Consider the following 25,620-nt stretch of genomic DNA (forward strand, 5'->3'; position numbering starts at 1 on the left):
TGCGATATGCCCTGGCCACAGCATCGCGTAACGACTGCGGCCTGTGGTAATGGATCCTGGCTTTCGCCAGGACGACACTGAGCATGTGGTCGATCGCGCCGCTCACATCGACGGCCCTCATTCCGGTGCCGCCCCCACCGGTGGGCCGCCGGGCGGGCGGTGCAGGAATGTCAGCGAGACGTAGGCGCCGGCCCAGGAGCCGATCGCCGCGAAGGCGACATAGAAGGCGTTTTCGGTGTAGCTGATCACCGCATAGGAGGAGAGCATGTACCAGACCGCGCTCCAGTTCGCCGCGGGCACGCGCTTGCGCGCGATCACGGCCGAGGTGAACATGACATAGACCGCGTCGGTGGCCGCCGTTGCGATGAACACGGCGCCTGCGGTGAGGGGATCGATGGCGGCCATTGCATGTCCTTGTGTGCTAATGAGATGATCGCAAACTAGAGGGAGAGAAGGGTCATGCAAAGCCCCGCCGAGATTCTCAGTGACATCTGGACAGCCGCCGGCGGTGACGCCGCCGCGCTTGCACGCGTGCGGCTGACGGGCGAGGAGCCGCAAATCCCGTCTTCGTTCCGCGTCGCAATTGCCGGCCAGACGACGATCGCCGCCGCCGGCCTTGCCGCCGCCGAAATCTGGAGATTGCGCAGCGGCGAGGCGCAGGACGTTAGCGTCGACCTGCGCCATGCCCTCGCCGAATGCCGCTCCGAGCGCTACTTGCGCGTCGACGACGAGCCGCCGCCGCCCGCCTGGGACGCCATCGCCGGCGTCTACAGAACCGGCGACAACCGCTTCGTCCGCTGCCACACCAATTTTCCACATCATCGCGACGCCGTCTGCAAGGTCCTCGGCTGCGAACCCGAGCGCGAGAAGGTGCAGGCCGCATTGAAGCAATGGAAGGGCGGGGATTTCGAGACTGCGGCTTACGCCGCGGGCGGCGTCGTTGCCCTGATGCGCTCCTACGACGAATGGTCGGCGCTGCCGCAGGCCCGCGCGCTCGCCGAATTGCCGCTGGTCTCGATCGAGAAGATCGGCGAGGCCCCGCCGAAGCCATGGCCGCAACGACCGCCAAAAGGCGATCGCCCGCTCGCAGGCCTGCGCGTGCTCGATCTCTCTCGCGTCATTGCGGGCCCCGTCGCCGGCCGAACGCTCGCCGCGCACGGCGCAGATGTGCTGCTCGTGTCAGGCCCCGCGCTGCCGGCGATTCCGTGGCTGACCATCGACACCGGCCGGGGCAAGCTCACCACCTTCATCGAGTTGAAGAGTGAGGCCGGCAGAGCGCAGATGCGCGCGCTGTTGAAGGACGCCGACATCTTCTCGCAAGGCTATCGCCCGCGCGCGCTCGCCGCTCTCGGCTTTACGCCGGAGGACGCGGCGACAATCAATCCCGGCATCGTCTACGTGACGTTGTCGGCCTATGGCCATGCCGGTCCCTGGGCGGAACGGCGCGGCTTCGATTCGCTGGTGCAGACCACGACCGGCTTCAACCATGCCGAGGGACAGGCTGCTGGCATCGATGGGCCGAAGGAATTGCCGGCGCAGATGCTCGACCACGCCACCGGCTATCTGATGGCGTTCGGCGCGATGATGGCCAAGGCCCGCCAGGCCCGCGAAGGCGGCAGCTGGTACGTGCGCGTGTCGCTGGCGCAGACCGGGCGCTGGCTGTGGAATCTCGGACGGCTCGAAAATGGCCTGAACACCCCGGACATTACGGGCGAGGCTGTACATGCTGCATTCATCGAGAGCATGCCATCTGGCTTCGGCACGTTGAAGGCGGTGCGCCATTCAGCACTGCTGTCGAAGACGCCGGCGCGATGGAGCCGTCCGGCGATGCCGCTCGGCAGTCATCCGGCAGAGTGGCCGGTGACAAGCTGACGTGAAGCTGACGTGTCGCAAATTTTTAACGCAAACCGAAAGGCGCCCGGCGTTTTTTAGGTTGTTTGAAATCACAATTCGGCACTATTAGCGCGACCGATGACGCCGGCATCCGCCGCTATCATCGCAGACATGACCGGGCTCCATGGTAGTTGAAAATACCAAGCGATTGCAGGTGCTTACAAAACAACGGGTGATTACATCCGTAGTTTTACTAGCTCTTGCCGGTGCCGGGGCCTACGGCTTCCTCCATGCGGGAGCCAAGGAGAAGAGCCACTCCGAGATCTCCAGCCAGTCGCGCAGAAATGCGCAGAACTTCACGCCGACGCCGTCGGAATGGGCGACGCTGACGATCGAGCCGGTCAAGGCCAAGACCTTCCGTGCCGAGTATGTCACCGAGGGCAAGGTCGCAGTCGACGAGGACCGTTCGACGCCGGTGTTTTCGCCCTATGCGGGGCGAGTGACCAAGCTGCTCGCCAAGCCCGGCGAGGTGCTGAAGCAAGGCCAACCGCTGTTCACAATCGAGGCCGCCGACACCGTGCAGGCCCAGAACGATTTCATTGCGGCGATGAGCTCGCAGAATAAGGCGAAGTCGGCGATCGATCTTGCCGATATCCAGTTCAAGCGTGCCAAGGACCTCTACGAGGGCCATGCCATCCCCCTGAAGGACTATCAGCAGGCGGAAGCGACCCAGGTTCAGGCGCAGAACGACATGCGCTCCTCGGCGACGGCGCTGGAAGCCGCGCGCAACAAGCTGCGTATCCTCGGCTTCACGGATCAGACCATCAAGGCGTTCCAGGACAAGGGCGTCATCAACCCGGAAGTCACGATCTATTCGCCGATCGCGGGCACGGTCGTGCAGCGTAAGATCGGCCCCGGCCAGTACGTCAATTCCGGCGCCAGCGATCCGGTCTTCGTGGTCGGCGACCTCTCCTCGGTCTGGCTCACCGCCTTCGTGCGCGAGAGCGATGCGGCTGCCGTGTGCGTCGGGCAGGACATCACCGTCAACGTGATGGCGCTGCCGGGCCGTCCCTTGACCGCCAAGGTCAACTACGTCGCCGCCGCGATCGATCCGAACACCCGTCGCCTGCTGGTCCGCGCCACCATCGACAACAAGGACGGTCTGCTGAAGCCGGAGATGTTCGCCAACGTCACGATCTATTCGTCCGGCGACCGCGCCGCGCCGGCGGTACCGAAGCAGGCCTTGATCTACGAAGCCGACAAGGTCCGCCTCTGGGTCGCACGCGAGGACAAGTCGGTCGAGCTGCGCGAGATCAAGATCGGTCTCATCAATGGCAACCTCGTCGAGGTCACCAGCAATCTGAAGCCCGGCGAGCAGGTGGTCACCAAAGGCAGCCTGTTCATCGACCGCGCGGCGTCCGGCAGCTGATCGACGGGCCGGAAAAAGACAAGCTGAAGACCTGAATGGATCGCCTCGTCGCCCTTGCCGTCAACCGGCGCTTCCTGATGGTCGGGATGTTCGTCGCCGTGCTCATCGGCGGCCTGATCGCGTTCAACCAGCTCAACATCGAGGCTTATCCCGATCCGACCCCGCCGATGGTCGACATCGTGACGCAGAGTCCGGGCCTGTCGGCGGAGGAGATCGAGCGCTACATCACGATTCCGATCGAGACCCAGGTCGCAGGTCTGAAGAACCTCACGACCATTCGCACCATCTCGCTCTACGGCCTCTCCGACGTCAAACTGCAGTTCTCCTTCGCTTACACCTATGACGAGGCGTTGCAGCAGGTCTTAAACCGCCTGGCGCAGCTCGCGCCACTGCCCGGCAACGTGCAGCCGCAGATCTCGCCGCTCAGTCCAATTGGCGAAATCTTCCGCTACCGTCTCGTCGGCCCGCCGAACTACAGCGTGCTCGACCTCAAGACCATCCAGGACTGGATCCTCCAGCGCCGCTTCCGCGCCGTGCCCGGCGTGATCGATGTCACCGGCTGGGGCGGCAAGAGCAAGACCTACGAGCTCCAGGTCGACTTCAACAAGCTGGTCGCCAACGGCCTGACGCTGCCGCAATTGCTTCAGGCGGTCGGCAATTCCAACGTCAATGTCGGCGGCAACACCGTCAATATCGGTCAGCAATCGGCCGTGGTGCGCGGCGTCGGCCTGATCCGCTCGATCGACGACCTCGCCAACACCATGGTCTCGCAGACCAACGGCAATCCGGTGCTGGTCAAGGACGTCGCCACCGTCACCGTCGGCCAGAAGCCCCGTCTCGGCATCGCCGGCCTCGACGAGGCCGACGACATCGTGCAAGGCATCGTCCTGATGCGCCGTGGCGAGCAGAGCTCGCCGACCATCAAGCGCGTGCACCAGCTCGTTCAAACCATCAACGACTCCAGCATCCTGCCGCCCGGCGTGCGTATCGAGCGCATCTACGACCGTGGCGACCTGATCGACCTCACGACCCACACCGTGCTGCACAACATGGTGATCGGCATTCTGCTGATCGTGCTGCTGCAGTGGATCTTCCTCGGCGATCTCCGCAGCGCGCTGATCGTCGGCGCCACCATTCCGTTCGCGCTGTTCTTCGCGGTGATCATCCTGGTGCTGCGTGGGGAATCGGCGAACCTGCTGTCGGTCGGCGCGATCGATTTCGGCCTGATCGTCGATGCCACCGTCATCATGGTCGAGGCAATCTTCCGGCGCCTGACCCAGACGACGCCGATGTCGGAATCCGAACAGATGTCGTCCGAGACGCTGTTCGGCATGAAAAGCCACGCCATCCTCAGCGCGGCGGCCGATGTCTCACGTTCGATCTTCTTCGCCGCGGCGATCATCATCGCGGCCTTCCTGCCGCTGTTCACGCTCTCCGGCGTCGAGGGCAACATCTTCGGGCCGATGGCGCGCACCTATGCCTACGCGCTGGCCGGCGGTCTGCTTGCGACCTTCACCGTCACTCCGGCGCTGTCCTCGATCATCCTGCCCGCGCACGTCAGGGAGACCGAGACCAGGGTGATGCTGATCCTGCATCGGATCTACATGCCGGTGCTGCATTGGGCGGTCGCCAACCGCGGCATCATGCTCGGTGGCGCGTTCGGCCTCGTGCTGATGACGGTTGCGCTCAGCCGGTTGCTTGGCCTCGAATTCCTGCCGAAGCTGGAGGAGGGCAATCTCTGGATCCGCGCCACGCTGCCGCCGACCATCTCGCTCCAGGAAGGCAACTCCTACGTCAACGAGATGCGCAAGGTGATCCGCGCGCGGCCTGAAGTGGAATCCGTGGTGTCGCAGCACGGCCGCCCCGATGACGGCACCGACGCCGCCGGCTTCTTCAACGCCGAGTTCTTCGCGCCGCTCAAGCCCGCGAGCCAATGGCCCGGCACCCGCGACAAGGAAGAGCTGACCGCGCAGCTGCTCAAGCAGCTCGACGATCGCTTCCCCGGCGTCGAGTTCAACTTCTCGCAATATCTCCAGGACAACGTCTCCGAAGCCGTCTCCGGCGTGAAGGGCGAGAACTCGATCAAGCTGTTCGGCAGCGATCTCCAGGCGCTGACCGACACCGCCAACAAGATCAAGTCGGTGCTGGCAACCGTGCAGGGCGTCACCGACCTTGCCGTGTTCACCTCACTGGGGCAGCCGACCATCCAGATCGACATCAACCGTGCCAAGGCCGCGCGCTATGGCCTTGCGCCGGGCGACATCAACGCTACCATCAAGGTCGCGATCGGCGGCGACACCGCCGGCGACATCTACGAGGCCGGAAGCGACCGCCACTTCCCGATCATCGTTCGTCTTGCGCCGGAATTCCGCAGGAGCGCAGAGGCGATCCAGAATTTGCGGATCGGCGCGCCCGGACCGAACGGCACCGTCACGCAGATCCCCCTGAGCGAGGTCGCCACCATCAGCCTGGTCTCGGGTGCCGCCTACATTTATCGCGAGCAGCAGGAGCGCTATCTCCCGATCAAGTTCTCGGTACGTGAACGCGACCTCGGCAGCGCCATCCGCGAGGCGCAGCAGAAGATCGCCGATCAAGTGCAGCTGCCGCCCGGCGCGCACATGGACTGGGTCGGCGAATTCGGCAATCTCCAGGACGCGATCCGGCGATTGTCGATCGTGGTGCCGATCTCGCTCGCGCTGATCGGCGTCCTGCTCTGGTTCAATTTCGGCTCGATGACCGACACGCTGCTCGCCATGAGCGTGATCCCGATGGCGATCTTCGGCGGCGTGCTCGGTCTCTTGATCACCGGCACCGCCTTCAGTGTCTCGGCGGCGATCGGCTTCATCGCGCTGTTCGGTATCGCCGTGATGGACGGCATCATCATCCTGTCGCAGTTCAACCAGCTCATCGAAGAGGGCATGGACCGCATGAGCGCGGTGATACGCACCGGCGAATTGCAGCTTCGGCCGGTGCTGATGACCTGCGTCGTCGCCGGCATCGGCCTGTTGCCGGCCGCGCTGTCGGAAGGCATCGGCTCGCAGGTGCAGAAGCCCCTCGCGGTGGTCGTGGTGACTGGCATGATGCTGGCGCCGGTCGTGATCCTGGTGACGCTGCCGGTGCTGATCTCCTTCTTCTCCCGCCGCGCACGCTGACGTCAAAACCCGTAGAGTTGCGCCGGGTTATCGACCAGGATCTTCTTGCGTACATCCGCATCCGGCGCCCACACCGGAAGCTGGTTGAGCAGGCGGCCGTCGTCGATCTGGTAAAGCGGCGCGATGTCGGTGGCTTTGCGTCCCTCGACACGGCTCGAATCCGGATGCGGCCAATCAGTCCCCCAGACGATGCGGTCCGCATTCGCCGCGATCAGTGCGCGCGCATAGGGCGCCATGTCCTGATAGTCGGGCGCCAGCTTCGATGAGCGATAGGCGCCGGAAATCTTAACATAGGCCTTGCCGGATTTCACCAGCGCGACCAGGTCGGCAAATCCCGGCTGCTCCAGCCCAAGCGAGGCCTCGAGGCCGCCGAAATGGTCGAATACGACGGGGACCGGCGCCGTCTCGACGAGGTCCTTGATCGCGGAGATCATGGGAAGCGTGGTGTAGAGCTGCACGTGCCAGCCGCGCGCCTTCATGCGCTCGACTGCGGCGGTGAAGCGCGGCCGGCCGACATTGGGGTCGTTGACGCCGCCGGTCGCGAGATTGAGGCGGACACCGCGAAAGCCGTCTGTTTGCATCGTGTCGAGCTGGGCGTCGGTCGTTTTGTCGTCGATCACGGCGACCCCGCGCGCGGCCGCGCCACGCGCCTTCATGCCGAACAGCGTCGAGGAATTATCGGTGCCGTAGACACTCGGTGTCACGATCACCACGCGCTCGATATGCAGTGCCTTGTGCAACGCGGCCATTTCTTCGGGGCTCGCCGGCTCCGGCGTGTAGACGCGGCCGGCAAAAAACGGAAACTTCTCGACATCGCCATGGATGTGGGTGTGACAGTCGCAGGCATGGGCAGGGACGTCGAAATTGACCGGCGTGGCGGGCTGCGCGGCACGTGCGTGGGCTTTGTTGGACATGGCAACTCCGGCGGCAAGGGAGGCAAGCAGGACGCTGCGTCGGCTGAGCATGGTTTCTCTCCCTGTTTTGTTATTTGGCAGTGGCGTCGCGACAGTATCACATCAGCCCGGCAGCCGCTGCGCTTCGCTGCATAGCTGCTCGACGAGGCCCACAAGAGGGCGTGAGCCGTCGACGCGCACGATCGGGCAGGGCAGCTTCGCGAGCCACGCCTCATCTTTTGCGAGACTGCGGCCGTCGCGATCGCCGGCTTCGTAGTGCGAGGCCCAGTCGACGAACGACTCCGCCTCCTCATGACGCCAGCCGCCCTGTGCGACGGCATCCGCTCCGAAATGCGCAGCCTCGCGGCCACGCAGGCGCTGCAAGCGAAGCTCGCGCGGCGTCCTCACAAAGACGACGAGATCGAAGAATGGGACGAGCTCGTCGCCCCAGCCGGTGACGGTTCCGCTCAGCACCCAATCGAGCCGCGGCAGAAACATCTCGCGCATCAGCCGCAAACGTTCGGCGGCAGGGCGTGTCGTCTGGTAGGGCGGCGCGGTCGGCAGCCAAAAATAATCATCACTGTCGTGATGCGGCAACGCCAGCCGGCTCGCGAGCGCGCGGCCGATGGTCGTCACGCCGGAGCCCGAAGCTCCCATCAGATGGATGCGGCGGCTTTTCATGTTCACGTCCAGCGACTGCCCGAACCGATTTCGCGGGTCGGCGGCGTGCTCCCTCAAGCCGCTCGGCGGCGCTTCGACATTCGCCCGCTTGTCGCGGGTTGGGCGGACAATGTCAGGCCTAACGCTCCGACAATGCGCATGACCGTGCCAAACTCAGGATTCCCGGTCTCTCCGAGCGCCTTGTACAGGCTTTCGCGGTTCAAGCCGGCTTTCTTCGCGATCGCGCTCATGCCGCGCGCACGAGCGACAAGGCCGAGTGCGTCGCGCACGAAATCAGCATCGCCGGTCTCTAATGCGGCCGCAATATAGGCGGCCTGACGTTCTTCTGTGTTGAGATAGTCGGCGGCGTCGAAGCGCGTCGTCCTGGATGCCGCCTTGACGCTCGTTTTCGCTGCCTTTGGCATCACATTGTCTTCGCCAGTTGCTGGGCTAGCTTGATGTCCTGTCGCTGCGTGCGCTTGTCCCCGCCACACAGCAGGATCACAATCTGCGTTCCGCGCTGCACATAGTAGATCCGATAGCCCGGTCCGTAGTCGATGCGCATTTCCCGGACGTTGCGACCGACGCTCTTGCTGTCGCCGGGATTGCCCATCTCCATGCGGCGAACGCGGGCCGTGATCCGGGCAACCGCGCTGGCGTCCTTGAGGCGGGTCAGCCACTCCGAAAAATGCTCGGTTTGCCTCGCCTCGATCGTGAGGTGCGAATGTAGCCCATGGGCTACAAAATGTCAAAGGAGGGTGGCGAAAGGCGTTGCGGACGCTACTGCCCAGACGGCGTGCGCAGGCCGTGCCAGGCGTCGCGGACCTGATGGTAGTGCACCTCGGGCAGATAGTCCGGCGTGTTCAGGCTCAAGGTCTTGACGTCGAGATGACCGACGGCGCTGAGCAGCGTGTAGGAGGCGATGACGCGGTCGCGATTGGCGCCGATCAGGCGGGCCTTGGCCTGGATCAAATCGGCCTGCGAGTTCAGCACATCCACCGTCGTGCGCTGTCCGCCGGCCGCCTCGCGCTGCACGCCCTGGAGCGCGACGGTCGCGGCCTTCACTTCGGACTCCGAGGCCGAGACCGCGATCTTGGCGCCTTCATTGGCAACCCAGGCGCTGACCGCCGCCGTGCGCGCCTGGTTGCGCACCTGGTCGAGCACGAGCCGGCTCTGCGCCGTGATTTCCTTGGCCTGCCGGGTCTGCGCGGCGGCCTGGCCGCCGTCGTAGATCGGCACGGTGACATTGGCGACGATGGATGCCTGGTCTTCGGCGAAGGTGCCGAGCGTCGGGTCGTTGTTGCGGCTCTTGCTGGCGCTGCCCTGGACGCTGGCGCTCGGCAGCAGTGCGCCTTCGGCGACGCGGATGTTGGTGGAGGCGACATCGACGTCGAAGCCCGCCGCCATCACCGCCGGGTGCTGGCGGATCGCCATCGTCAGCGCGTCCTCGCGGCTCTTCGGCAGATAGCGGTCGACGACTTCGGCGACTCGAAGCTGCGACGGCGCGTTGCCGATCACTTGCGCGTAGATCGCCTGGCTCACCGCCAGCGCGACTTCGGCGGCGTTGAGATCGGAAAGCCCGCGGTTGAGCCGCGCCTCGGCCTGGGCGCTGTCGGTCGGCGTGACGTCGCCGGCGTTGAGGCGCCGCTGGGTGACCGAAAGCGTTTCGCGCAGGAAGGCGACGTTGGAGCGCTGCGCCTCGACCAGCGACTGGTTGGCGAGCACATTGGTGTAGGCGGTGACGGCGTCGAGCAGCACGCCCTGGCCGACGTTGCGCAGCGCCTCGCGGCCCGACTGTACCTGGAGTTCGGCGGCGCGCACGTTGTTGGCGGTGCGGAAACCGTTGAACAGGGTCTGCGACACGGTGACGCCGATGATCCACGGCTTCAGATTGGCGGTCTGGATGGTGTTGTCGGGCAGCAGATTGCGCACCGATTGCAGCCCGGCGCTGAGGCTTGCCACGATCTGTGGCCGGTAGCCGGCGAGGGCCTGCGGCACGTTCTCGTCGGTGGCGCGCTGCCGCGCACGCTCGGCATTGAGCTGCGGATTGGTCTGGTAGGCCTTGGCGAGCGCCTCCGGCAGCGCTTCCGCCCGTGCGGCGGAGGGCAGGGCGCAACAGAGCGCCAGCGTGGTCCATGTCGCGAGCACAGGAGCCACGCCCGATCGATGCCGCGTCATCACGCGACCAGCTCTGGCGGCACGCCCAATCATGTAATCCGCAAATCCCGGCTGTCCGCCCCCGCCGACGGCGGCTCTCTTAACTGTTTAACCAGCCGAGGTCTCGCAGGCAAACTGCCGCGGGGGAAACCCCCATGTATTCCGTGCTTGTTGCAGCTACATCACAGGGATTCTGCGGGAAGGGCAGAGTCTTACACCAGCCTGACCGCTCGCCTCCTTACCGGTTCTTGTTCACCGGCTTCCGCTTCTCGATGAACGCCGCCATGCCCTCGGAGCGGTCCTCCAGCGCGAAGGTCGAGTGGAACAGGTTGCGCTCGACGCTCATGCCCTCGGCGAGCGTGGTCTCGAAGGCGCGGTTGACCGCTTCCTTGGCCATCGCGACCGCGGGCCGCGACATCGCGGCGATCTTCTCGGCCGCGGCCATCACCTCGTCCATCAGCTTGTCGGCCGGCACGATGCGGCTGACGAGGCCGCTGCGCTCGGCTTCGGCTGCATCCATCATGCGGCCGGTGAGGCAAAGGTCCATCGCCTTGGACTTGCCGATCGCGCGGGTCAGGCGCTGGGTACCGCCGATGCCGGGGATGGTGCCGAGCGTGATTTCGGGTTGGCCAAATTTGGCGGTGTCGGCGGCGATGATAAAGTCGCACATCATCGCGAGCTCGCAGCCGCCGCCCAGCGCATAGCCCGCGACCGCAGCGATCGTCGGCTTGCGGCAGCGCGCGACCCGATCGCCGCCGATCGCGGCAAAATCCTCCGAGAACATGTCGATGAAGCCTTTCGGCTGCATCTCCTTGATGTCGGCGCCGGCGGCAAAGGCCTTCTCGCTGCCGGTCACGACGATGCAGCCGATGGCGTCATCGGCTTCGAGATCGTCGACGGCCGCGGCGATCTCGCGGAAGACGCCGAAGGAGAGTGCGTTGAGCAGCTTCGGCCGGTTCAGCTTGATGATGCCGACCGCGCCTTTGCTTTCGACAATGATGTGTTCGAACGTGCTCATGCTCCACCCACGCTTTTGGTTGAGCAGGCAATGTGCCCGCTGACGCGGTGGGCTTCAAGAGGCGCCAAAAGCCATCGGAGCAAGAACGGCCGGAACACGCGGCAAAGATACGCGTTCCGGACGCGGTCCCGCGAACCGGCGATCAGGCCGAAATCAAGCCAAAGTCACGCCATGAACATGCGCGCGGCGGAGGCCAGCGTCAGCAGCGTGCCGACGCCGATGAAGATTTTTCCGATCAGGGAGCTCTGGTCCCAGGCCGAGCTCTGCTGGCTGCTTGCCATCACCGGTGCCGGACGTGGCTGCGCATCGGTTGCGGCGATCACCGTCTTCTGCGCCGGCGCGTTGTCCTGTTGCACGGCGCGGTCGATGTCGTTGAGCTGATCGGGTGCGACGACCTGGCTTTCGGCGTTCGGGGCGGCGGTATTATCGGCCGCGGCCTGGACGTTGTCGTTGGCGCGGCCAGTCATTGCGGAGGCGGCAGCCGCCGTCGGCGTATCGGCGGCGAGCTGCGCATTGGCGTTGGCGACTTCCGGCGGCATCTGGCTCGAGGCCGGCGCGTCACGATTGTCGGCCTTCGCCTCATCGGCCGCGGCGTCCTTCTTGTCGGCCTTGTCGTCGGATTTCTGCGCCGTCTTGGTGCTGTCGCGGTGGCGCGACGTGTGACGCCGCTGCTTGCTCGGCTTGACCTCGTCCGCCTGTTTGCCCGCATTGTCCGACTTGCTGCTAGCGGCTGAACTCGGCGCCGCCTGTGCAACGCCCCCGAACAGCACCAAAAGCCCGGCCAGGAGAATCAGGGCCGCGCGCCCGCTGGCTTTCATCATGTTGACATCTCCCCAAGTCCGCCCGTCCCGGACCGAACAGAGACCCTGGGGCGTGACGACAGCGGGGCAGAAAATGGGAATCTTCGGGCCACACCGGGCAAAAGCGCGGCAATCCGTTGCCGTTGCGGCCGGCCGCGGGTGCGTACGGGACCGATCGGTGTTATGAGCCGTCGCAGATCCTGACGGCCGTATCGGTTGCGTGGCCAAGCACGATCACGAATTCGTGATCGTCCTGCCGCCGGCGTAACAAACTGAAGGAACGGCCGAATTGCATGGTGAGGGCGCGCGTGCGCGGACGTGAGGACGAGTGGACCGGCCTGATGCGGTCGGCCATGGCAGGCGATGACGCAGCGTATCATCGCCTGTTGAAGGCGGTCACGCCTGTGCTGCGCGCTGCCGCGAGGCGCGGCCTGGCGCGGGCAGGGCAGCCTCCCGACCAGGCCGAGGATATCGTGCAGGAGATTCTGTTGGCGGTGCATCTGAAGCGGCACACCTGGGATAGCGAAGCCCCCTTCGCCCCGTGGCTGTTTGCGATCGGCCGCAACAAGCTGATCGACATGCTGCGGCGACGGGGGAGGCGGATCTTCGTTAATATCGACGATTTCGCCGAGACCCTGCCGGGCGAGATGCCGCAGGAGACAGTTTCGGCCGGCGAGGTCGCCAGCCAGCTCAATACGCTGCCGCAGCGCCAGCGCGACGTGTTGCAGTCGATCGCGGTCGACAGCACCTCGATCAAGGACACAGCGGTGAAATATTCGATGAGCGAGGGCGCGGTACGGGTCGCGCTGCATCGCGGACTTGCGGCACTGACTGCCAAACTGCGGGACCACTAGTCATGGATACCGATCAACTCATTCGCTCGCTCGCGGCCGACAACGCCCATCGTGCGCCGCGCGTCGGCGCGGTGCTGACCATGGCGCTGCTGGTCGCCGCGCCCCTGTCGATCCTGATCTTCGCCACCTTCCTCGGTGTGCGTCACGACGTGATGAGCGCGATGCACAACCCGTTCTTCGACATGAAGTTCGCGGTCACGCTGTCGCTCGCGATCCCGGCGATCATCGTCAGCCTGCATCTGTCGCGGCCCGAAGCCCTGATGCGCGGCTGGGGCTGGCTGCTGCTGCTGCCCGTCGGGCTGCTCGCGGTGGCGATCGGCAGCGAGGCGATGATGGCGCCGGCCATGCCGATGACGATGCGCTTGATGGGCAAGAATTCCAGGGTGTGCCTGTTCGCAATCCCCGCGATGTCGCTACCGCTGCTTGCGGGGGCCTTGTTCGGCCTGCGCCACGGCGCGCCGTCGCACCCTGCGCTTGCCGGTGCGCTCGCCGGCCTGGTGTCGGCCGGACTCGCCGCGACGCTGTACGCTTCACACTGCACCGACGACTCGCCGCTGTTCGTCGCGACCTGGTACACGCTCGCGACCGCGTTGGTGACTGCGATCGGAGCGGCGGTGGGGGCGAGGGTCCTGCGCTACTAGCTCACCCGCTTCACGCCGCCGGCGTCGCACCCTGCTGCATGCGGTGGAAGCGCAGCACCTGCTGCGCGGTCGAGCTACGCAGCGCCTCGTAAGCGTCGCGTAGCGTCAGCATGTCGGACTGCGAGCCGCCTGAGAGCTTCTCGCGCAGGGCGATGATGGCGCGGACGCTCGACCATTGCATGGCCGCGACCTTGGCGAGGATCATCACGCCCTCGACCCGGCTTTCGATCATCATGGTCTCGGCGGTCTCGACTGCGACGCCCGCAAGCGCTGCGAGCCCTGCATTGGTTTCGTCGAACTTGCCCTGCTCCGCGAAAGTGGCGACCTGGAGCTCGGTGAGGCGGCCGTCCTCGTGCAGCGACTTCACCAGCGCGCGCGCCCTCTCGGTCTGCCTGGTCATGCTGGCGGCGCGGATTCGTTGGGCCGCTTCCTGGACCACGCTGGACACGTCGTCCGCGAGCTCCGGATGCGCGGCCTCCAGCTTCCTGCGCACGGTCAAGGAGGCCTTCGCGACCAGCTTCAAATAATGATGGCGGGGCAGGTCGGCCCGCAGGCCGATGCAGCTGGCGAGGTCGTCGTCACGTTCGGCGCGGGTCACGAGGTCGGCGAGACTTCCCTCCGACAGTTGCGCGCCCGGATTGCTGACGGTCGATTGCACCACGTCCTCGTCGCCGCGGGTCACCAGCACGTCGCTCAGCGCTTCCGACAGCACCCGCCGCAGCGAGATCGCCTTGAGATGGGCCTGGCCCCTGGTGCGCGCAATCTCGATCAGGGTCGCCTCGTCCAGCCGTTCGGATTTCGACAGCACCGGGCCGGAAACCTCGATCACCTCGTCGAGCGCGAGCGTGCGGATGATCTTCGGCGGCGCAGCCGCGATCGGTGCGAGGCGTTCGGCGAGCAGCGCCCTGGCGGACGTCTCGATCTGCTCGATCAGGCATTGGAACACGTCGTCGAACACACGAACGTGGTCGTCGGAATAATCCACCGCATTGCCCACGAAGAGATCTGTGACCCGGCGCAGCGTCTCGACCCGGTGCGCAACGGTGCCGTGCGAGAGCGCAGTTTGTAATTCCTCGAGCAGATTCTCGGATGATTTTGCGGATTTGGATCTCATTGCCCTATCCTGGAGCGTTCGGCCCGGCAGCGGCTTCTGTCGCACCGGGAGAAAATGGATTGGTCAGCTGGTTGCAATGCGGTTGCGCCCTTGTGCCTTGGCGGAATAGAGCGCGCTGTCGGCGCGCACGAGAAACGTGTCGGCAGTATCGTTGTCGCGCAACGTCACGACGCCCGCGGAAATGGTCACGCGCATGCCCGGGGAGAATGCGCTCCAGTCCAGATCGGCGACGATGCCGCGCAGCCGATCGAGCATGCGCGACGCCGCATCGCCGTCCATTCCCGGCAGCAGCAGCAAGAATTCCTCGCCGCCGTAGCGGCCGAAGCAGTCAGCCGGGCGGATGTTGGCGAAAATGGTGATCGCGAAGGTGCGCAGCACCTCGTCGCCGACGGGATGGCCGTGGGCATCGTTGATGCGCTTGAACCAGTCGAGGTCGATCAGTGCGATCGCGCATGGGGTCGACGTCTGCCGCGATTTTTCGATCTCGGCGTCGAGAAGCCGCATGATGCAGCGGCGGTTGTAGGAGCCGGTGAGCTCGTCGAGCTCCGCCAGCTCCTCGATGCGCTGATAGGCGGCCTTCAGCTCGATGCTGCGCCGGTACAGGATCTTGCGCAGCGTGGCGCCGAACAGGCCGAGGAAGGCGCACTGGCCGATCACCAGCACGAAGCACAGCATCGAGGCGGCCCGTTGCAGCTGGGTCGTAACCGGCAGTCCGATTGGCAAGTCCGAGGCGAGGAAGACCAACGCGAGCCCGCAAGTGGCAAGGCCCCAGGTGAGCATCGCCTGACTCGAGGTCATGCGAAGCGTGCCGAAGGCGAAGATCAGAAACAGCACGGCAAGGAACGCAACTCCGACTGTCGGTACCGCGAGCAGGAACAGCAGCTGCAGCGTCATATGCGCCGAGATCTGGAAGACGGTGAGGTAGTGATCCTCGAACCGATCGCCGAAGCCCGCTTCCGACAGCACGGTGAAGGTTCCGATGATCAGAAGGCCGCCGAGCCAGAACAGTGACGGTACGCCCATGGAGATGACGCCGTCATAAGCGTAGAGCAGCAGGACGGAGGCGCCGAGCGAATAGCTCGCCACCTGGCCGACATACATCTGGCGCCGCTGCCGGATCCGGCGCGCCAGGACTTCGGGTGCCGCTGCCGCGGTCGTCAGGGCGAGATCCGCGGCCTCAGCGGCATTCCTCTCGGGAAAGGACGTCGCAGCCGTGCTCATGGTCCCGCCAATCGTGGATGTCAGCTCAAAAATCTACGTCGCAAGCCTTTAGGTTTGGTATCCTTCGAAATCGAATCCACGCTGTGCAGCGCGCCAGCGCGGGGACGCCGACCGCTCAAGGATTTGCCGGCGATTAGGCATCGTGTGCGACGCGGTCGAGCCAAAGCAGGGCTTCGGAAGACATATGTCGTGCTAGGCTGCTAAGGTTCCATGCACGTCGGGCCGTCCATGCCGGGACAGCATTGCGCAGGAAAGTGCTTCATTACTATGTTACCGTTCTTGAGCGAGGCGCCCAGCCGCGGGTGGCAACAGGAAATTTCGCGTATGTGGGGTAGATCACACAGCCTCCCGTATGACTGCGGTAGGCTGAACAATTTTACCTCTCCCGTCGAACCGTCTGCCGCATCGACCCGACCAATCTTGCGAGACGGCCTTTGAGCGTGACACAAGCGGCTTCGGACGAGATCCTGATCGCCAGGATCGCTCAAGGCGACCGGCTCGCCATGCAGGTGCTGTACGGGCGGCACCATGTCAGGGTGTATCGGTTCGGCCTCCGGCTCGTGCGGGACGAGCAGGCGGCGGAAGACCTCATCAGCGAGGTATTTCTCGACGTCTGGCGTCAAGCCGGCAAGTTCGAGGGCCGATCCGCCGTTTCCACCTGGCTGCTGGCCATTACCCGATTCAAGGCCCTGTCTGCGCTTCGGCGCAGGAAGGATTTTGAGTTGGACGACGACGCCGCGAACGCGATCGAGGATACGTCCGACAATCCGGAAACGGCGGTGCAGAAGAAGGATACCAGTGAAGCGTTGCGGGAGTGTCTGACGGGCCTCTCGCCGGACCATCGGGAAATCGTCGATCTCGTCTACTACCACGAGAAATCCGTGGAAGAAGTGGCCGAAATTGTTGGCATCCCGGAGAACACTGTGAAGACGCGCTTGTTCTATGCGCGCAAGAAATTGGCCGAACTGCTGAAGGCAGCCGGCATTGAGCGAGGCTGGCCATGATGGCTTTGAGCAAGAAGATGCTGGAGCAAGAGCCCGGTGAAATTGAACTGCTGCTGCCGTGGCACGCCGCCGGCACGCTGAACCCGCGCGATGCGCGCCGCGTCGACGAGGCGCTGGCGCGCGATCCGGAGCTCGCGAAGCAATATGCCGCGATCCGCGGCGAGTATGAAGAGACCATCCATCTGAACGAGAGCCTGGGTGCTCCGTCGGCGCGTGCGATGCAGAAGCTGTTCGCCGCGATCGACGCTGAGCCTGCGCGAGCGGCCGGTTCGCTGCCGCTGTCGGCGCGCATCGCCACCTTCTTTGCGAGCCTGTCGCCGCGCACTCTGGCCTGGTCGGCGAGCCTTGGCGCCATGGCGCTCGTGCTGCAAGCCGGAATCATCGGCGCCGTGTTGACGAAGACCCAGACTGCGACCTTCCAGACTGCTTCGCTCTCGACCAGCGCTCCGCTCACACGCGACCTCGGCACCACCGTCCCGCCGGCGCGCGCGCTGGTGCGTTTCACGCCCCCGGCCCGCGTCGCCGACAAAACCCCATTGCTCGACGGCTACCAGGCTTCGATCATCGGTGATGCCAAGGGCGGCATGTTCCGCCTCCAGTTCGACAAGGCGATGAGCCGTGACGAACTCACCTCGCTGCTCGGCAAGATGCAGCGCGAGAAGTTCGTCAACCTCGCCGTCGCAGCGCCGTAGGGCGCTTCCAAACCAATGACGCGCAAGTTTGAAAGTGGAGTAAGAGCCGGGGCCTGCGCTTCGTCGGTCGCAGCCGCGCTTCTGCTCGCCGCCTGTCTCGGCGTCGAGGTTGCGCAGGCGCAGGCGATCATGCGCACGCCGACGATCAGCGTCCCCTCCCGAATGCCGACGATTTCTCCTGGCATCGCCGCACGCGTCAGTCCGGGCGTTGCCGCCAGAGCGGTGGCCGTCGGCCGCGGTCCCGGCCCGGTCGTGACGACGAGGATTTCGGCGCGGATGGGACCGACGCCGGTGCTGACTTATGCGCGTTACTCCCCGAACCTCTATCCCGCCTGTACCGCGTCCGATCGCGACGCGGCCGGCGAATGCCTGGCGCAGCAGAACGCAGGCGGCGATGGCTCGGGCAAATCGGGCAAGAAGACCGCCGGAAAGGGGCGCCGCAACAACACGCCCGTCGCCGCGGACTTGCGCACCTTCGCCGGCGAATTCGTTGCCGAGATCGACGGCGGGCTGTCGTCGACCCAGGCCGACGAGCTTGCGCGCCGCCATGGCCTGACCCGCGTGTCCTCCGAGAATTTTCCGCTGATCGGGGCAACGTTCGGACTGTTCCGCATCACTGACGGCCGGCCCTCCGCGACGGTGCGGCGCGAATTCGCGGCCGACGGCAGCGTGCGCTCGGTCCAGCCGAACTTCCGCTACCTGCTCCAGGACCAGAAATCGTCGGTGCCGACCGAGGGTGATCCCGCGCAATATGCGCTGGCCAAGCTCCGCCTGCCGCAGGCACATACGCTGGCGCATGGCGCTAATGTGACGGTCGCCGTGATCGACTCCGGGATCGATGCCCAGCATCCGGAACTTGCCAATTCCATCGCCGACAATTTCGATGCGCTCGGCAGCGCCGAGGGCCCGCACATTCATGGCACCGGCATTGCCGGCGCCATCGTGGCGCATGCCAAGCTGATGGGCAGCGCGCCCGAGGCGCGCCTCATCGCCATCCGCGCCTTTGGCGGCACCACCGGCGGGGCCGAGAGCTCGTCCTACATCATCCTGCGCTCGCTGAACTATGCCGCCGAGCATGGTGCGCAGATCGTCAACATGAGCTTTGCCGGTCCGAAAGATGCGGTGATCGAGCGGGCCATCGCGGCGACCGCCGCGCGTGGCCTGGTGCTGATCGCGGCCGCCGGCAATGCCGGCGCGAAGTCCCCGCCGCTCTATCCGGCCGCCAATCCCAACGTGATCGCGGTCAGTGCGACCGACCAGCAGGACAGGCTGTTCACCGCGTCCAACCGCGGCAACTACATCGCGGTCGCGGCCCCCGGCGTCGATATCTTCCTGCCCGCGCCTGACGGCAAATACCAGATGACGTCGGGCACCTCGTTCTCGGCCGCCTATGTCTCGGGCGTCGCGGCGCTGCTGCTCGAGCGCAACTACGCCCTGAAGCCGGAAGCGCTGCGCACGACGCTGGCGAAGACGGCGCGCGACCTCGGTTCACCCGGCCGTGATGATCTGTTCGGCGATGGCGGGGCCGATGCGTTTGCCGCGGTCATGGCCGTTCCTGCCGCTGGCGCGACGCCGGTCGCGGCCGCGTCCGGTACAACAAAACGTGAAGATATCGAGAAGCGTCGCGACGAGCCTGGCATCCGCGCATTAGAGCAACCTTCGTTGTCGAGCACCGAGGATAAAGCCACGATTTCTCAAGCGGATAAGCCGGCGACGCGATAGCGGCTGCGACAACTTTGCGCGCGGCGCGAAGGTCGAAAAACCAAACGCCGCATTGAACGTTCGGCCCGCTGCCACGACCAAATTATGTGGGAGCGGTTATCCCTCCCCATAAGTCATATCAGGCGCGAGCGCCCATCCACCCCAAGCGCCCATATGGCTCGACCCGTCCGGTTGTCCCCCCGGACGGGTCTTTTCTTTTTGGACGTCCCATTCCTCGAAGCCCTGCGCGAGATCAGCTTCCGGTCGAGAGATCGTGGCTCGCTCATCCCCCGCCGCTCTGCCGCACGCCGCAAGCGCGCTATGCTTGCGCGAAGCTTGACTCCAAAACCCCTTGAATCTCCGCACGACTACGGAGTTTGGCGACGAAAACGTCGTCGTTGCTGGACAAGTCAAAACTTTTCCACAAAATATTCACGTCGCGTCTAAATTGATTCGTTTGCGTTGCGTCGCGTCCGTATTTTCTCCTGACGGGCTGATTTATGACACATCGCCAAGAGGCTATTCGCGACGTGGCTATTGGCCGCGACGTTGCGGCACGCTGGTGCGCTCTCGCCGAGCAGCGGCTGGTGCATCTCTCCGAGATGTTCGAGACCGGGCGCTGGCGCCGCTATCACTCCGAGATCGCATTTCTCGAAAACATCCAGGAAGCCAAGCTCGCCGTCCAGACCTGGCGCGCGCTTGCCACCGGCGCTGACGTCGCCGCGGCGGCCGCGAGCGTGTCGCCCGCCTTCGGCTGGTCGCCGGCGACAATGCCCCGCATCTTTCCGCGTGAGCAGCAGGCGCAGACCGTGCAACCGAAGGCCGTGCACATCGCCCCGGAGACCGCCGTGCCGGTCAGGCTCGATCCCAAGCCGGGCGTTCTCGCCGCAATCTCCGAAGCCCCGGCCGCGCGGGTCGCCGCGCCTGCCGCGATGGCACCGCTCCAAGTGCCGGCTGCCATGGCGCCGCCCACCGCGCCCGTCGCGATGACGGGGCCCAAGGTGCCGGCCGCGACGGCAGCGCCCAAGGCACTGGCGGCGATGGCGGCGCTTCTGCCGCAGTTCTCTCCGCCGGCAGCCGAAATTGTCGCAGCCCCCGAGCGCCTGGTTGAGTTCACCTTCAGCCTCGACGGCCTCGAAGCGAAGTACCCGCTGCTGCGGAACGCGTTCTAACGTTCGGGAGCCAGAGGCGAGCAGCGGTAGCTACCGCCGTACCGCATTCCCGCCGACCACCAATTGCGCAAAGCGCTGGGCGCCGTCCGCCGACAGGTCGGACGTCACGGCGCGCGCATGATCGAGGCCGACTACTGCGCCGCGCGGGGTTTCCGAGATCATGTTGTTGTTGACCAGCGCGGTGCCGGCGCCGGGCACGACGGACACCCCGACGCCGGCCAGTGCCTTGCGGATCACGTTGCCCGTGATCGCGACGTCGCGGAGATATTTGCCCCAGCCGGCGACGATGCCATAGGACGGCGCGTTCTCGATCACGTTGCCGGTGACCGATGAATCCGCCTCGACGTAGATGCCGATGCCGGCATCGTCATCCGGCGCGGTGCCGATCGGCCGCTTCGGGATCAGATTGCGGATGATGTTGCCCTGGACCACGGCGATGCGGCCGCCTTCGTTGAAATTGCAGACGGAGACGCCGACGGCGGCACCGTCCACAATGTTGTTGGCGATCACCGCGGCCTCGAACGCGAACTCCGAATAAAGCGCGACCTCGCGCACGTCGCTGACGCTGTTGCCGGTGATGTGGATGTTCGAGGCCGAGTTGCCGCGCACGGCGGAATAATCGCAGTTCTTGATGCGATTGCCGCGCACGATGACATTGCCGGCGCGGAACGCGTTGATGGCGTTGCCATACTGGCCGGAGCCGCCGGGGCCGGCCTTGATGTCCTCGATGCGGTTATCAGTGACCAGCGTGCCGTCATCGCCGATAGCGGTGCGCAGGATCTCGATGCCGTTGTCGTTGGTGCCGGCGATGGTGTTGTGGGAGACGCTGAGACCCCTGGCGTCGAACGACACCACTGCCGTCACCGCGATGTTGGTAAAGATGTTGCCGGAGATGTCGCCGGAGACCTGTTCGAGCCAGATGCCGCTGCCGCCGGACCCCGTGATCTCGCACCCGGTGATGCGGACGTCACGTCCGCCGAGGATCTGGATCAGCCCGCGCCGCGTCGGCAGCGGAATGCCGCCGCCGTCGAAGCTGATGCCGGTGAGGCCGATTGCGTCGGAGCCGTCGCTCTGGACCGCCGAGGCCCCGCCGGTGAAGACGAATTTTGTCGCGCCGCGCACGCCGATCAGTTGCGCGCCATTTGGCAAGCGCAGCAACCCACTGCGGTAGACGCCGGGTGGCAGCGCCAGTGGCATCCGCGCTCGCGCGGCCTCGTCGATCGCGCGCTGGAGCGCGCGGGTCTGATCCTCGCTGCTGCCGGGGCGCACATCATATTGCGTGGCATCGCGGCCGAGCAGCGACGTCAGCGGCGCCGCACGCGCGGCGTCGGCGGGTATCGCGAGCGCGCCGGCGATGCCCGCGGTCGAAGCTCCGATGAGATGGCGGCGATTGAGGTCCATGACGCGTCCTCCGGCGGACGCGGGGGTCCGCAGCGGTTAGGTAGCGCAGGGCGGCTGGTCGCGTGAGGATTGTTCGCGGTAGGGTTAAATGTTTACGCAGTCGTGTTCCGAGCCTTCCGTGCCAACTGCACCATCTCCATCAGCATCGCTTCCCCCGCATCCACCAGTTCCTCGAACGTGATCCGTGGCGCGCCCTTGCGGCGCACGGCGCCACTGCGCGCAAGCAGGGGAATATGGATGAACGCGGCCAGCTTTGGCCCGCCGGCCCTGACGTTTTCGATCGCGCGCCAGCTCAGGTAATTGCAGAGATAGGCGCCGGCATCCCGCGAGGCGCGCGCGTCGATGCCGGTGAGGCGCGCGGCGCGCAGCAGCCTGGCGGTGTGCGGTCCGAAAATCATCGCGTCCGCACTGCCGGCGATGCCGCGCTTGCTCGAGCGGGTGTTGGCGGCATCGGGCCACAGCATGGTGACGGCGTTGCGCGCGCGGCTCTCGATGCGCAGATAGGGCGTGCGTGCGGCGAGGCCGAACATCAGCAGCCCATCGGGCTTCTCTCTCGCGAGCACCTCCGGCAATTGCCGGTCCACCGCGGCATAGGTGACCGGGAAGATGTGGCTGGAGATCGCGGTATCGTCGAGTGCGGGACGGCGCAATTGCGCCAGCCGGGCGACCAGCGGCTGGGTCGGATTGTAGGGCGCGCCGGGGAACGGGCCGAAGCCGGTGAGGAGAATGCGGAGCTTGTCGCTCATTGCAGCAACTCCAGGATCTTTTCGGCGGCGAGCGCCGGCGTGAGATGGCCGTCGGCGACCTCAGTCTCGATCTTCCGGACCTTGGTGCGAACCGACGCCTCGCTGCGCAACCGCGCCAGCATGCGTTGCTCCAGCATCGACCACATCCATTTCACCTGCTGCTCGCGTCGCCGTGCGGCGAAGTCGCCGGATGCATTCATCGCCTTGCGGTGATCGAGAACCTTCTGCCAGATCTTCGCGATGCCGTCGCCGGTCAGGGCCGAATAGGTCTCGACCGGCGGATGCCAATGCTCGGAGCGTGGCGTCAGGATATGCAGCGCGCCGCGATAGTCGGCGGCGGTGATGTTGGCGCGCTTGAGATTGTCGCCGTCGGCCTTGTTGATCGCGATCATGTCGGCGAGCTCGACCAGGCCCTTCTTGATGCCCTGCAATTCGTCGCCGCCGCCCGGCAGCATCAGGGCCAGGAAGAAATCGGTCATGTCGCAGACTGCGGTCTCGGACTGGCCGATGCCGACGGTCTCGACCAGCACGACGTCGAAGCCGGCGGCTTCGCAGAGCAGCATCGCCTCGCGCGTTTTCGCCGCTACACCGCCGAGCGTGCCCGAGGACGGCGAGGGGCGGATGAAGGCGTCGTCGGAGGCCGAGAGCCGGGCCATCCGCGTCTTGTCGCCGAGGATCGAGCCGCCGCTGCGCGCCGAGGACGGATCGACCGCGAGCACCGCGACCTTGTGGCCTTGCTCGATGAGATGGGTGCCGAGCGCGTCGATGGTGGTGGATTTGCCGACGCCGGGCGAGCCGGTGATGCCGACGCGGACCGCTCTGCCGGTGTCAGGCAAGAGCATCTGCACCAGCTCGCGCGCCTGCGCCTGATGGTCGCTGCGCCGGCTCTCGACCAGCGTGATGGCCCGCGCCAGCGCCGCGCGGCTGCCGGCGCGGAGGTCACGGGCGAGGGATTTGATGTCCAGTGAAGGCTTTTTCTCAACCATGCCCTGCTTTACAACGCCGGCACGGGGCAGGCGAGGGTTGCTCACCCGATATCACCGGGATGTCGCCGCCACCCCGCTCCGCACCGGTTTCAGCTTGCGCCACGCCCAGACCATCACCGGCCACAGCAGCGCCCCGATCGCCATGGCGGCGAGGATCGCGGCCACGGGGCGCTCGAAAAACGGCAAAATGCTGCCGTCCGACTTGATCAGCGAAGTGACAAAAGCCTGCTCGACCATGGTGCCCATGACGATGCCGAGCACCATTGCGGCGACGGGATAGCCGTTTGCTTCCATGACATAGCCGATCACGCCGAAGGCGGCGACGGTGACGACGCCGAACATGTTATTGCCGATCGCGAACGAGCCAACCGCGCAGCACAGCATGATGATCGGCATGATGGCGGAGCGCGGTGCCAGCAGGATGTAGGCGGCAATCCGGATCATGGCGATGCCGAGCGGGATCATCAAAATGTTCGCGATGATGAACATCAGATAGATCGCGTACATGCTCGACGCTTTCTCGGTGAACAGCGTCGGTCCGGGGTTGAGTCCCTTCATGTAGAGCACGCCGATCGCGATCGCGGCGATGGTGTCGCCGGGGATGCCGAACAACAACGACGGCACCCAGCCCGAGGCGATGCTGGCATTGTTGCTGGCGCCGGCCTCGACCAGGCCCTCGACGTGGCCGGTGCCGAATTTCTCCGGCTCCTTGGAGAAGCGCTTCGACATCGCATACGAGACCCAGGCGGCCATGTCGGCGCCGGCGCCGGGCAGCACACCGATGATGATGCCGACGATGTTTCCGCGCGTCATCTGCCAATGGTATTTCTTGGTCAGCTTCCACTGACCGGCCATGATGCTTCCGAATTTGCGGCGCGGCAGCGGCGGCGGCTCGGGCGTCAGCATCGCGCGCATCACCTGCGCCACCGCGAACACGCCGACCAGCGCGGGGATCGGCTCGATGCCGCCGAACAGATCGGTGAGGCCGAAGGTGAAGCGCGGCACGCCGCCGGGATTTTCGATGCCGATGCAGGAGACCAGCAAGCCGAGGAACATGCCGGCGATCGCCTTCACCGGCGAGGAGCGTGCCACCAGCGTCGCGCACATCAGGCCGAGCAGCGCCAGCCAGAAATACTCGAAGGTCGAGAACGACAGCGCGATCTCGGCCAGCGGCGGCGCCAGGATCATCAGCGACAGCACGCCGGCGATGCCGCCGACGGCCGAGAACCACACGCCGGCCCCGAGGGCCAGCTCGGCCTGTCCCTTGCGGGTCATGGCGTAAGCCTCGTCGGCATAGGCGGCGGAGGCGGGCGTGCCGGGGATGCGCAGCAGCGCACCGGGAATGTCGCCGGAGAAGATCGCCATCGAGGAGGCCGCCACGATGGTCGCAATCGCTGCGATCGGCGAGAGATAGAAGGTGACGGGGACGAGCAGGGCGGTTGCCATCGTCGCCGACAGGCCCGGCAGCGAGCCGATCACGAGCCCGTACACCGAGGCTGCGAACATCGCAATGATGACCTCCCAGGTGGAAATCAGTGCGAACGCTTCGATCAGGGTTTTCAGCATGGGATCACCAGGGCGTCGGCAACAGGCCGGCGGGAAGCGGCACGCGCAGCAGCTTGCCGAAGATGAGGTGGATGGCGAAGGGCGCCAGCGCTGCGAGCGGCAGCGCCAGCTTCCACTTCGCTCCCAACGCGGTCGAGGTGACGTAGACCATGATCGCCGCGGTGATGATGAAGCCGAGCCGGTCGGCCGCGACCACGTAGAACAGCAGCAGCGCCGGCGGCAGCAGCGCGCGCAGGCCGTACAACTTTCCCTGCGGCGGCGGGGCAGCCGCTGCCTGGCCATCCTCGAGCGGGATCAGCTCTTCCGCCTCTTCGAAGGTGTGGCCGATCCCGAACACGATCGCGAGCCCGCACAGCGCAAGCCCGATGCCGATCACGAGCGGAAATACGTTGGGGCCGACCGGCTGTCCGGGCACCGGCGGCAGCAGCCAGCCGCCATAGGCGGCTGCTGTGCCGAGCACGACGAGAAACGATCCCGTGACGGAGTCGGGAAGGCGCATGGGAGGAGTCCTATGAGAGGTGTTCTCCCTCTCCCCGCTTGCGGGGAGAGGTCGGAATGCGCGCGAAGCGCGGATTCCGGG

24 protein-coding genes are annotated in these 25,620 nt (G+C 65.6%); 9 read left to right on the top strand and 15 right to left on the bottom strand.

Annotated features, from left to right (window positions below):
* Nucleotides 1-117: 117 nt before the first annotated feature.
* Nucleotides 118-405: a hypothetical protein gene (locus AC0L2J_RS32715; RefSeq protein ID WP_007593600.1), complete on the bottom strand. Its 288-nt coding sequence runs from the start codon at nucleotides 403-405 to the stop codon at nucleotides 118-120.
* 54 nt (nucleotides 406-459) lie between these two features.
* Here AC0L2J_RS32715 and AC0L2J_RS32720 point away from each other — a divergent pair, with 54 nt between their 5' ends.
* From AC0L2J_RS32720 to AC0L2J_RS32730, 3 genes are all read left to right on the top strand, one after another.
* The gene (locus AC0L2J_RS32720) at nucleotides 460-1,872 is read left to right on the top strand and encodes a CoA transferase (protein WP_473395719.1); all 1,413 of its coding nucleotides are present in this window, start codon (nucleotides 460-462) and stop codon (nucleotides 1,870-1,872) included.
* Between the two features lie 145 nt (nucleotides 1,873-2,017).
* Nucleotides 2,018-3,262 (top strand): efflux RND transporter periplasmic adaptor subunit, encoded by a 1,245-nt coding sequence (locus tag AC0L2J_RS32725; protein ID WP_473395720.1) that lies wholly within the window; start codon nucleotides 2,018-2,020, stop codon nucleotides 3,260-3,262.
* Nucleotides 3,263-3,297: 35 nt separating this feature from the next.
* Nucleotides 3,298-6,414 (top strand): efflux RND transporter permease subunit, encoded by a 3,117-nt coding sequence (locus AC0L2J_RS32730; protein ID WP_007608129.1) that lies wholly within the window; start codon nucleotides 3,298-3,300, stop codon nucleotides 6,412-6,414.
* A gap of 2 nt (nucleotides 6,415-6,416) precedes the next feature.
* Here AC0L2J_RS32730 and AC0L2J_RS32735 read toward each other — a convergent pair whose 3' ends face one another.
* From AC0L2J_RS32735 to AC0L2J_RS32765, 7 genes are all read right to left on the bottom strand, one after another.
* Nucleotides 6,417-7,379, bottom strand: coding sequence for an amidohydrolase family protein (locus AC0L2J_RS32735; RefSeq protein WP_007608130.1), 963 nt, complete (start codon nucleotides 7,377-7,379; stop codon nucleotides 6,417-6,419).
* A 51-nt stretch (nucleotides 7,380-7,430) separates the two neighbouring features.
* Nucleotides 7,431-7,988, bottom strand: coding sequence for a P-loop NTPase family protein (locus AC0L2J_RS32740; protein WP_007608132.1), 558 nt, complete (start codon nucleotides 7,986-7,988; stop codon nucleotides 7,431-7,433).
* A 53-nt stretch (nucleotides 7,989-8,041) separates the two neighbouring features.
* Nucleotides 8,042-8,392 carry an addiction module antidote protein gene (locus AC0L2J_RS32745; protein ID WP_473395721.1) on the bottom strand — a complete coding sequence of 117 codons (351 nt, stop codon included), beginning with the start codon at nucleotides 8,390-8,392 and terminating at the stop codon, nucleotides 8,042-8,044.
* Nucleotides 8,392-8,679, bottom strand: coding sequence for a type II toxin-antitoxin system RelE/ParE family toxin (locus AC0L2J_RS32750; protein ID WP_473395730.1), 288 nt, complete (start codon nucleotides 8,677-8,679; stop codon nucleotides 8,392-8,394). Before AC0L2J_RS32750 ends, AC0L2J_RS32745 begins: the two co-directional genes overlap by 1 nt.
* A 68-nt stretch (nucleotides 8,680-8,747) precedes the next feature.
* Nucleotides 8,748-10,145, bottom strand: coding sequence for a TolC family outer membrane protein (locus tag AC0L2J_RS32755; RefSeq protein WP_063993099.1), 1,398 nt, complete (start codon nucleotides 10,143-10,145; stop codon nucleotides 8,748-8,750).
* A 217-nt stretch (nucleotides 10,146-10,362) separates the two neighbouring features.
* Complete coding sequence (locus AC0L2J_RS32760; protein WP_007608148.1) at nucleotides 10,363-11,142, bottom strand: enoyl-CoA hydratase; 780 nt, start codon at nucleotides 11,140-11,142, stop codon at nucleotides 10,363-10,365.
* Between the two features lie 164 nt (nucleotides 11,143-11,306).
* A complete protein-coding gene (locus tag AC0L2J_RS32765) occupies nucleotides 11,307-11,963 on the bottom strand; it encodes a hypothetical protein (RefSeq protein ID WP_473395722.1) in 657 nt (218 codons plus the stop codon).
* Between the two features lie 287 nt (nucleotides 11,964-12,250).
* Here AC0L2J_RS32765 and AC0L2J_RS32770 point away from each other — a divergent pair, with 287 nt between their 5' ends.
* Nucleotides 12,251-12,796, top strand: coding sequence for a sigma-70 family RNA polymerase sigma factor (locus AC0L2J_RS32770; RefSeq protein WP_063993097.1), 546 nt, complete (start codon nucleotides 12,251-12,253; stop codon nucleotides 12,794-12,796).
* A gap of 2 nt (nucleotides 12,797-12,798) precedes the next feature.
* Nucleotides 12,799-13,437 carry an NrsF family protein gene (locus AC0L2J_RS32775; protein ID WP_007608157.1) on the top strand — a complete coding sequence of 213 codons (639 nt, stop codon included), beginning with the start codon at nucleotides 12,799-12,801 and terminating at the stop codon, nucleotides 13,435-13,437.
* A gap of 10 nt (nucleotides 13,438-13,447) precedes the next feature.
* On the opposite strand, the gene AC0L2J_RS32780 is transcribed toward AC0L2J_RS32775, so the two are convergent.
* Both AC0L2J_RS32780 and AC0L2J_RS32785 read right to left on the bottom strand, forming a co-directional pair.
* Nucleotides 13,448-14,551 (bottom strand): DUF2336 domain-containing protein, encoded by a 1,104-nt coding sequence (locus AC0L2J_RS32780; RefSeq protein WP_473395723.1) that lies wholly within the window; start codon nucleotides 14,549-14,551, stop codon nucleotides 13,448-13,450.
* A gap of 63 nt (nucleotides 14,552-14,614) precedes the next feature.
* Nucleotides 14,615-15,772, bottom strand: a complete 1,158-nt coding sequence (locus AC0L2J_RS32785; RefSeq protein WP_007608160.1) for a GGDEF domain-containing protein — start codon at nucleotides 15,770-15,772, stop codon at nucleotides 14,615-14,617.
* 434 nt (nucleotides 15,773-16,206) lie between these two features.
* Between AC0L2J_RS32785 and AC0L2J_RS32790 the strand changes: the two genes are divergently transcribed.
* The 4 genes from AC0L2J_RS32790 (at nucleotide 16,207) to AC0L2J_RS32805 (ending at nucleotide 20,341) form a co-directional block, all read left to right on the top strand.
* Complete coding sequence (locus AC0L2J_RS32790; protein WP_007593582.1) at nucleotides 16,207-16,776, top strand: sigma-70 family RNA polymerase sigma factor; 570 nt, start codon at nucleotides 16,207-16,209, stop codon at nucleotides 16,774-16,776.
* Nucleotides 16,773-17,468, top strand: coding sequence for a hypothetical protein (locus AC0L2J_RS32795; RefSeq protein ID WP_473395724.1), 696 nt, complete (start codon nucleotides 16,773-16,775; stop codon nucleotides 17,466-17,468). Before AC0L2J_RS32790 ends, AC0L2J_RS32795 begins: the two co-directional genes overlap by 4 nt.
* 15 nt (nucleotides 17,469-17,483) lie before the next feature.
* Nucleotides 17,484-19,190, top strand: coding sequence for a S8 family serine peptidase (locus AC0L2J_RS32800; protein WP_473395725.1), 1,707 nt, complete (start codon nucleotides 17,484-17,486; stop codon nucleotides 19,188-19,190).
* 509 nt (nucleotides 19,191-19,699) lie between these two features.
* Entirely contained in the window at nucleotides 19,700-20,341 is a 642-nt protein-coding gene (locus tag AC0L2J_RS32805; RefSeq protein ID WP_473395731.1) for a TIGR03809 family protein, read from the top strand.
* A gap of 30 nt (nucleotides 20,342-20,371) precedes the next feature.
* Here AC0L2J_RS32805 and AC0L2J_RS32810 read toward each other — a convergent pair whose 3' ends face one another.
* The 5 genes from AC0L2J_RS32810 to AC0L2J_RS32830 form a co-directional block, all read right to left on the bottom strand.
* Complete coding sequence (locus AC0L2J_RS32810; RefSeq protein ID WP_473395726.1) at nucleotides 20,372-21,742, bottom strand: TIGR03808 family TAT-translocated repetitive protein; 1,371 nt, start codon at nucleotides 21,740-21,742, stop codon at nucleotides 20,372-20,374.
* 92 nt (nucleotides 21,743-21,834) lie between these two features.
* The gene (locus tag AC0L2J_RS32815) at nucleotides 21,835-22,488 is read right to left on the bottom strand and encodes a pyroglutamyl-peptidase I (RefSeq protein ID WP_473395727.1); all 654 of its coding nucleotides are present in this window, start codon (nucleotides 22,486-22,488) and stop codon (nucleotides 21,835-21,837) included.
* Nucleotides 22,485-23,474 carry a methylmalonyl Co-A mutase-associated GTPase MeaB gene (meaB, locus tag AC0L2J_RS32820; RefSeq protein WP_473395728.1) on the bottom strand — a complete coding sequence of 330 codons (990 nt, stop codon included), beginning with the start codon at nucleotides 23,472-23,474 and terminating at the stop codon, nucleotides 22,485-22,487. Before meaB ends, AC0L2J_RS32815 begins: the two co-directional genes overlap by 4 nt.
* Nucleotides 23,475-23,525: 51 nt before the next feature.
* Entirely contained in the window at nucleotides 23,526-25,040 is a 1,515-nt protein-coding gene (locus AC0L2J_RS32825; RefSeq protein WP_473395729.1) for a tripartite tricarboxylate transporter permease, read from the bottom strand.
* Nucleotides 25,041-25,044: 4 nt separating this feature from the next.
* Nucleotides 25,045-25,539, bottom strand: coding sequence for a tripartite tricarboxylate transporter TctB family protein (locus tag AC0L2J_RS32830; protein ID WP_007608177.1), 495 nt, complete (start codon nucleotides 25,537-25,539; stop codon nucleotides 25,045-25,047).
* Nucleotides 25,540-25,620 lie beyond the last annotated feature (81 nt).

It is taken from the genome of Bradyrhizobium sp. MV1.5 (genome assembly GCF_055807615.1).

Coding starts and splice junctions, on each gene's coding strand:
- AC0L2J_RS32715 (WP_007593600.1), bottom strand. CDS start 405: ATGGCCGCCATCGATCCCCTCACCGCAGGCGCCGTGTTCATCGCAACG.
- AC0L2J_RS32720 (WP_473395719.1), top strand. CDS start 460: ATGCAAAGCCCCGCCGAGATTCTCAGTGACATCTGGACAGCCGCCGGC.
- AC0L2J_RS32725 (WP_473395720.1), top strand. CDS start 2,018: ATGGTAGTTGAAAATACCAAGCGATTGCAGGTGCTTACAAAACAACGG.
- AC0L2J_RS32730 (WP_007608129.1), top strand. CDS start 3,298: ATGGATCGCCTCGTCGCCCTTGCCGTCAACCGGCGCTTCCTGATGGTC.
- AC0L2J_RS32735 (WP_007608130.1), bottom strand. CDS start 7,379: ATGCTCAGCCGACGCAGCGTCCTGCTTGCCTCCCTTGCCGCCGGAGTT.
- AC0L2J_RS32740 (WP_007608132.1), bottom strand. CDS start 7,988: ATGAAAAGCCGCCGCATCCATCTGATGGGAGCTTCGGGCTCCGGCGTG.
- AC0L2J_RS32745 (WP_473395721.1), bottom strand. CDS start 8,392: ATGCCAAAGGCAGCGAAAACGAGCGTCAAGGCGGCATCCAGGACGACG.
- AC0L2J_RS32755 (WP_063993099.1), bottom strand. CDS start 10,145: ATGACGCGGCATCGATCGGGCGTGGCTCCTGTGCTCGCGACATGGACC.
- AC0L2J_RS32760 (WP_007608148.1), bottom strand. CDS start 11,142: ATGAGCACGTTCGAACACATCATTGTCGAAAGCAAAGGCGCGGTCGGC.
- AC0L2J_RS32765 (WP_473395722.1), bottom strand. CDS start 11,963: ATGATGAAAGCCAGCGGGCGCGCGGCCCTGATTCTCCTGGCCGGGCTT.
- AC0L2J_RS32775 (WP_007608157.1), top strand. CDS start 12,799: ATGGATACCGATCAACTCATTCGCTCGCTCGCGGCCGACAACGCCCAT.
- AC0L2J_RS32780 (WP_473395723.1), bottom strand. CDS start 14,551: ATGAGATCCAAATCCGCAAAATCATCCGAGAATCTGCTCGAGGAATTA.
- AC0L2J_RS32785 (WP_007608160.1), bottom strand. CDS start 15,772: ATGAGCACGGCTGCGACGTCCTTTCCCGAGAGGAATGCCGCTGAGGCC.
- AC0L2J_RS32795 (WP_473395724.1), top strand. CDS start 16,773: ATGATGGCTTTGAGCAAGAAGATGCTGGAGCAAGAGCCCGGTGAAATT.
- AC0L2J_RS32800 (WP_473395725.1), top strand. CDS start 17,484: ATGACGCGCAAGTTTGAAAGTGGAGTAAGAGCCGGGGCCTGCGCTTCG.
- AC0L2J_RS32810 (WP_473395726.1), bottom strand. CDS start 21,742: ATGGACCTCAATCGCCGCCATCTCATCGGAGCTTCGACCGCGGGCATC.
- AC0L2J_RS32815 (WP_473395727.1), bottom strand. CDS start 22,488: ATGAGCGACAAGCTCCGCATTCTCCTCACCGGCTTCGGCCCGTTCCCC.
- meaB (WP_473395728.1), bottom strand. CDS start 23,474: ATGGTTGAGAAAAAGCCTTCACTGGACATCAAATCCCTCGCCCGTGAC.
- AC0L2J_RS32825 (WP_473395729.1), bottom strand. CDS start 25,040: ATGCTGAAAACCCTGATCGAAGCGTTCGCACTGATTTCCACCTGGGAG.
- AC0L2J_RS32830 (WP_007608177.1), bottom strand. CDS start 25,539: ATGCGCCTTCCCGACTCCGTCACGGGATCGTTTCTCGTCGTGCTCGGC.